The sequence below is a fragment of the Allobosea sp. TAB14 genome, assembly GCF_052113865.1.
Lineage (GTDB): Bacteria > Pseudomonadota > Alphaproteobacteria > Rhizobiales > Beijerinckiaceae > Allobosea > Allobosea spartocytisi.
In genome coordinates, this window is sequence record NZ_JBFRDQ010000216.1 from 1 (window position 1) to 6,661 (window position 6,661).

Below are 6,661 nucleotides of genomic sequence, written 5' to 3' on the forward strand. Positions count from 1 at the left end.
GCGTGAAGTGGGTGATGCCGGTGCCGCCCTGGGTGGTGCGGGTTTCGGGTTCCTGGCCGATGTTGCCGGCGAGAATGACGATGTTCTGCATTTGATGTCTCCGTTGCTTCAGTCCGAGGGACGGTCCCTCCKACGAGACCCGGCCAAGACCGTCGGGAGACGACTGCACCGAAGCGAATGCGAATGGCGAACCCCGAAGAAACAGTGTGGTGCGGGCCGGCGCTTCGGCGCCAACTCGGTCTGGTTTGCAGGGGTTGCTGGCGGAAACTGAACGGGCTTAGGGGATCAGTCAGTCGGAGGGATATGTCCATCGGCGAAGCGCCTCGGAGCGATCAGCGGAACCTTCGTCCTTGCCGGTGTTCATCATCGAGACAGGGCTCCGCGAACTGCTCCAGTATAGGCAGCCGGGTTCCCTGGCCACTCATGCGGCCCGCACTTCGGGTTCATGGAAGGCAAGGCATGGCATGGGACGTTCAGGCAATAGGGGAGGTTGAAAGCGCCGTATCGCCTTCAATTGTTCTCGGGCGGCTCCAGTATGTGAGAAGGAACGTGGTTCGCCATGATCGGTGGTCACGGCGCAAGGGGTCGATCATCGGCATAACGATCCTGCCAGTGGTAGGTCGACCTCGATTGTCGACGTTCCGCATCACGCCAAGACCGCGAGACGAACACCGTTGATCTGGCGCTGCTATTTGCAGGTCTGAGCGGGAAACGAGGCCCGGTGGCGTTTGCCGTCGTTGCGGATATTGAGGGAAGCGGCAGATTGCTGAATGCTGAGATCAGCGCGAGAGGACGGCCGATCCGAGGGCGTTGAGATTGAGCATTGCCGCGATGCCGATGAACAGGCCGCCGGCGCCACCGAGCAGGTTGAGCACAATGGTCGATTCTATGGCGTTTTTCGTGACGCCGTAAACAAGCGCGTACCCAGCGATGGCGGCCGGCACGGCGAAGATAGCGAGCGCGATGAGCCGAAGAGCGGGGTTCTTCGCAAAGCCGAGCACGGCGATGACCAGCCCGACAGAAAGCAGAGCTGCACCGATGGCGGCGAAACCTGACATCAGAAATCCAGCGTCGGTCCCATAAGTATATTGGAACGCTGTCAGCCCAACCATGAAGGGCAAGGCATAGATGGCGAAGTTATAGGCGATGACGCAAAGCGCGATCGACAAGGAGATGGCGAGCAGGATCAGGGTCATGGAAGCCTCCACAGAAAGGGTTGTGGGTTACGACAGGCTGCCAGAGGTACGCTCCGCCTGCGACTATGCTACTTCGCCGGTTCTTCGAGGATGCTATATTTGAGCCAGAGTGTGATCGTGTAGTCAAGTAAAGGCGGCTGAACCACCGCCGAGCGGCGGCGCTTACGCGCCGCCGTCGAACTTCATGACCGGGATGCCGAGCTTGCGGGCCTTGTCCGCAAGGTTTTCCTGAATCCCGGTGCCGGGAAAGACGATGACGCCGACCGGGAGGACATCCAGCATGGCGTCGTTACGCTTGAAGGGCGCGGACTTGCTGTGCCGTGTCCAGTCGGGTTTGAAGGCGACCTGCGGAACCTTGCGATTGTCGGCCCATTTTGCCGCGATCAACTCGGCGCCCTTCGGTGATCCACCGTGCAGCAAGACCATATCGGCATATTTGGCATGGACCTGATCGAGCTTGGCCCAGATTAGGTGATGATCGTTGAAGTCGAGACCGCCGGTGAAGGCGACCTTGGGACCGGCGGGCAGCATCACCTCGGTTTCGGCCCGACGCTTGGCGGCGAGGAAGTCCCGGCTGTCGATCATCGCTGAGGTCAGGTTGCGGTGGTTGACCATCGACCCGGAGCGCGGCCGCCAGGCCGATCCGGTGTGGCGCTCGAACTGTTCGGCGGCGACATCGCGGAAGAGTTCCATGCTGTTGCGCCGCTCGATGAAGGTCTGCCCCTCTGCCGTCAGGCGCTCCAGCTCGACCGACTTCACCTCGCTGCCATCCTGTTCCCTCTGGCCGCGGCGCTGCGCCTGCTCGTTATCATCCAGATCGCGTTCGATCCGGGCGGTGGCGCGGTGGAAGAGATTGACGGTCGACCACAACAGCTCGTCGAGGTCGGGCTCCWGGCGGGTGTCGCCGAGGGTCGCGATCAGGGCGTGGAAGATGTCGGCGACGGCGCCAGCGACAGCATTGCCTTCGGGAAGCGGCCTTGGGTCGGGTTCATCCTCGAAGGGACGGTAGCCGTAGAGCTGGAGTTCGTTGAGGAGGTGATCGGTAGGGGATGAGGTGTGCGGCGGCTCGAAACCTGCGTCATCGTAGTCGGTCATCATGGTATTCGCCCTCGTCGGATTGACCGCGCCCATCGCGGCCTTCGCAGGCGACGAAAGCTGTCGGGCGGACTGGACCTGCACCCGCAGCGAAGCGAAGGGCCAAGCCTCAAGCGCTGGATGGCGAAGACCGGCTATTTTGCCTCGCGATGCAAAGCGCCCTCAGGGCGCGGCGGAAAATAGCCGGGCGCAGCCATTGCCGGTCAGGGCCGTTTGACGGCTCGATCGCCCTCTCAGAAGGCCGTGGGCGGCGGCCTCTCCGACACGTTGGGGAAACATCCTGACCGGATACGGCAGGTTTCGGGCCGCTGCGCGGCTTATCCCTGGCGTGACCGATGCGTCCTTACGCTGCGAGAAATCGGCTGACGTCTTCAGGAACGATCTGAACCCGCAAGGCCGCCCGCAGAGCCTCGATGCCGAGCTGACGCAGATCCTCATTGAAGTCCCCGAGCACCGGCGACAGCACAACCGCTTCGATCCCGACCGCCTGCGCCCGTTCGACCAGACTGTCGCGCGCGCCATTCCCTGCCGGATCGGAATCGCGCACGATATAGAGCCGCCGGAGGGTTGGGGGGAACAGGATGGCTGTAAGGTGCGCCGCCGAGAGCGCCGCCATCATCGGCATTTGGGGCAGGCCCGAGCGTGCCGACAGCACGGTCTCGATACCTTCGCCCGCTGCCAGGACATCATCCGACATACCGAAGCGGACGCCGTGCCCCAGGAGATGGCCCATCGCCCGCCGAGGAGTATCGACAGGGGCTTTGTCGCTGCCRTCGGGCAGAAGCCAGGTGCGATGGGCTCCGGTCTGGACGCCGCCAAGGTCGGTGACGGCAGCGATCATCGCGGGCCAGGTCTCGGAGGGACCATGCCCCTCGGGCCGATAGTAGCAGCGGGGGTGGAACCGGAGTGCGCCGGTTTCTTGCAAAGCCGTAATCGCACGTTTCCGTAAGTGCGCTTCCACGACGGTCCCGGCAATCGGTTGCGCCATGGCGAACAGACGCCGTGCGGCTTCCGGCGATCCGGCTGGAGCTGTTCCCGGCCGGGATCGGGGAACCGGATCAGGTTCCGGCCTTGGCAGACTGAGGAACGACCGGGCTTCGTCAGCGACGTCCTTGAAGTCGATGAGGCCGCAGCTCTCGCGGATGACGTCGAGCAGGTCGCCATGTTCGCCGGTCGCCGCGTCGGTCCATTTTCCTGCTGCGCCCTTGCCGGATTCCTGACCGGTCAGGCGCACGAACATAGAGCGGCCGGCGCTGTTCTGTACATCGCCGACCAGCCAGTAGCGGCCTTCGCGATGACCGTTCGACAGATAGTGCTTACACACCGCCTCGGCCTGCCGGCCGAGACGTTGCGCGAGTTCGGAGGCGTCATGGCGAGCCATCTACGCCGCCTCCCGTTCGCCGATGCGCTGGACAGGATAGCGCTCCAGCACCTTGGCCAGGATGGCTGGACCGAAAGCGTCGGTCGGAATGAACATCCTGAGCTTCCATGAGATGATTTCGTGGAAGAGGCCATAGGCCGAAAGGCGATCGCGCATGACGTCGGTGAAACCTGACAGTTCGATGCGGTTGGCGCGCATGACGCGGCTGCGTCGAAGCTGGAGGCCTTCGGCAAGATCAAGGATAGTCTTGCCGTCCATCAGGGCCATGAAGGCATCGTCTGGCGTCAGTGTCGATGTGTCGGTGGCCATCGCGCCTGCGACCCAGGCGGGCGAAACGCGGCGGCCGACGATGCGCTCGCCGTCATCGGTCTGGAGACGGTAAACCCGTGTCGAGTCATTCGGCAGGCGTTTCCAGATCGGCAGCAACAGGCCGCTGACTACATGGATGGTGCTGTCGACGAACTCCGGCACCTCGGCCACCTCTGTAGTCCAGGTCGATACGAAAGCGGCCTCGTCCGCTTCGACCCAATGGGTCTCGCCCATCATCTTGACCGGGATATTATGCGCCTCCATCGGCCGGATCAGCCGGATGCGCCGCTCGATCTCTCCATCGTCGAGCATGACGCTGGTGGTCGGGATCTGCACGGCGGCGCGGCCGGAGCGCTCATTGATGAGAAGCTTCGCCCGAGAATCGGCAGCCAAGTCGAGCGCCTCGGCGAGCGTCACCGGGCGGTTGCGCTCTCGCTGCGTGATGGTCAGCAACCGGGCTTCGGCGCCAGTGCCCGGATGGACGTGGATGGTCTGGCGGTCGGTGACGATGAAGCTCTCCGCCCGCAGCGTTTCCAGCCCGACATCGTAGCTGCCGGAGGCGATAGCGCCCTCGATCTTGGCGTTCAGCAATTGCTCGAAAGCGGTGAACAGGACACCCTGCAGTTCGATGGTCAGCGCCAGCAGCCGGTTCAGGAAAGTGGTGATCGGCGGCAGCTCGTCCTTGATGCCGGTGTCGTCCATCAGTTTGAGACCGGTGGCGTCCTCGAATATCTGGAGCGAGCAACCCTCGACCTTGCCGCGCACCAGCAGGAGATAGAGCTGTCGCAGCGCGTCGCGGGCATAGTGCGATTCCAGATTGTCTTCGGGACGGAACAGACCCTGACCGCCGGTCTGGCGCTGGCCGCGCGTGATCGCGCCCAGCGTGTCAAGGCGGCGGGCGATGGTGCTAAGAAAGCGTTTTTCGGCCTTTACGTCGGTCGAGATCGGACGGAACAGCGGAGGTTGCACCTGATTGGTCCGGTTGGTGCGACCCAGCCCCTGAATGGCGGCGTCGGCCTTCCAGCCCGGTTCGAGCAGGTAGTGGATGCGCAGCCGCTGGTTCTTCGCATTGAGGTCGGCATGGTACGATCGCCCGGTGCCGCCCGCGTCCGAGAAGATCAGGATACGCTTCTGATCGTCCATGAAGGCGGCGGTTTCCGCGAGATTGGCCGATCCGGCGCGGTTCTCGACGGCGAGACGATCAACGCCGCCGGGGCTGGTCTTGCGGACGATGCGACGCGAGCGGCCCGTGACCTCGGCCACGACGTCGGTTCCGAACCGCTGGATGATCTGGTCGAGTGCGCCCGGAACGGGTGGGAGTGAGGCGAGTTTCTCGATCAGCCGATCCCTGCGGGCGGCGGCCTCGCGGCTTTCGACCGGCTGGCCGTCGCGGTAGACCGGCCTCGATGACAGGTTGCCCTCCGAGTCGGTGAAGGGCTCGTAGAGCTGCACCGGGAAGGAATGGGCGAGGTAATCAAGGACGTATTCCCTGGGCGTGATGTCCACGCGGACGTCATTCCATTCCTCGGCGGGAAGCTCGGCCAGCCTGCGTTCCATCAGGGCTTCGCCTGTGGAGACGATCTGGATTACGGCGGCATGGCCATCCGCCAGATCGCGATCGATGGCGGCGATCAGCGTCGGGGTCTTCATGCTGGTGAGGAGATGGCCGAAGAAGCGCTGCTTGGCCGACTCGAAGGCCGAGCGCGCGGCGGACTTCGCTTGCCGGTTCAGCGTGCCGGAGCCGCTCTCGCCGCTGGTGATGTTGGCGGCCTGCATCGCGGCATCGAGATTGTTATGGATGACGCTGAACGCCCCGGCATAGGCATCGTAGATGCGGGTCTGTTCGGGCGTAAGCTGATGCTCGACCAGTTCGTATTCCACGCCATCATAAGAGAGTGACCGGGCGGTGTAGAGACCGAGCGCCCGGAGGTCGCGGGCAAGCACCTCCATCGCCGCGACGCCGCCCGCTTCGATGGCTTCGACGAATTCCGCCCTGGTCGAGAATGGGAAATCCTCGCCGCCCCACAGGCCGAGCCGCTGGGCATAGGCGAGATTGTGAACCGTGGTGGCGCCGGTCGCCGAGACATAGACGACACGGGCATTCGGCAGGGTGTGCTGAAGGCGAAGACCGGCGCGACCCTGCTGCGAGGCGGCGACGTCGCCGCGTTCTCCCTTGCCTCCTGCGGCGTTCTGCATCGAATGGCTTTCGTCGAAAATGATCACTCCGTCGAAGTCTGAGCCCAACCATTCGACGATTTGCCGGACGCGCGAAACCTTGCTCCCACGCTCGTCGGAGCGTASCGTGGAATAGGTCGTAAACAGGATGCCTTCCGGCAGGCGAATGTCCTTGCCCTGCGGGAAACGCGACAGCGGCGAGACCAGCAGCCGTTCCATGCCGAGTGCCGACYAGTCGCGTTGCGCGTCTTCCAGCAGCTTGTCGGATTTGGAGATCCAGACGGCCTTGCGGCGGCCCTGCATCCAGTTGTCGAGGATGATCCCCGCCGACTGGCGACCTTTACCCGCGCCAGTGCCGTCACCGAGGAAAAAGCCACGGCGGAAGCGGACGGCGTTCGGCGCGTCGTCAGGCGCAGCCGAGACGACATCGAAGGTCTCGTCCAGCGTCCACGATCCGGCAAGGAAGTCCGAATGGGCTTCGCCGGCATAGATGACGGTTTCCAAC

General features: G+C 63.7%; 5 protein-coding genes. All 5 read right to left on the reverse strand.

Going from position 1 to position 6,661, the window contains the following annotated elements; translation table 11 throughout:
* Positions 1–169 (reverse strand): single-stranded DNA-binding protein (locus AB4Y99_RS23930; RefSeq protein WP_441525079.1); only part of this gene is annotated, 169 nt, incomplete at its 3' end.
* A gap of 610 nt (positions 170–779) precedes the next feature.
* The gene (locus AB4Y99_RS23935) at positions 780–1,196 is read right to left on the reverse strand and encodes a hypothetical protein (RefSeq protein WP_441525075.1); all 417 of its coding nucleotides are present in this window, start codon (positions 1,194–1,196) and stop codon (positions 780–782) included.
* 162 nt (positions 1,197–1,358) lie between these two features.
* Complete coding sequence (locus tag AB4Y99_RS23940; RefSeq protein ID WP_441525076.1) at positions 1,359–2,294, reverse strand: DUF2493 domain-containing protein; 936 nt, start codon at positions 2,292–2,294, stop codon at positions 1,359–1,361.
* A gap of 340 nt (positions 2,295–2,634) precedes the next feature.
* A complete protein-coding gene (locus AB4Y99_RS23945; protein ID WP_441525077.1) occupies positions 2,635–3,672 on the reverse strand; it encodes a DUF7146 domain-containing protein in 1,038 nt (345 codons plus the stop codon).
* The coding region (locus AB4Y99_RS23950) for a strawberry notch family protein (RefSeq protein WP_441525078.1) at positions 3,673–6,661 on the reverse strand (2,989 nt) is incomplete at its 5' end. It lies immediately after the preceding gene.

Bases quoted from the DNA above. Each gene is read 5' to 3' on its own strand.
- AB4Y99_RS23935 (WP_441525075.1), bottom strand. From the start codon at position 1,196: ATGACCCTGATCCTGCTCGCCATCTCCTTGTCGATCGCGCTTTGCGTC.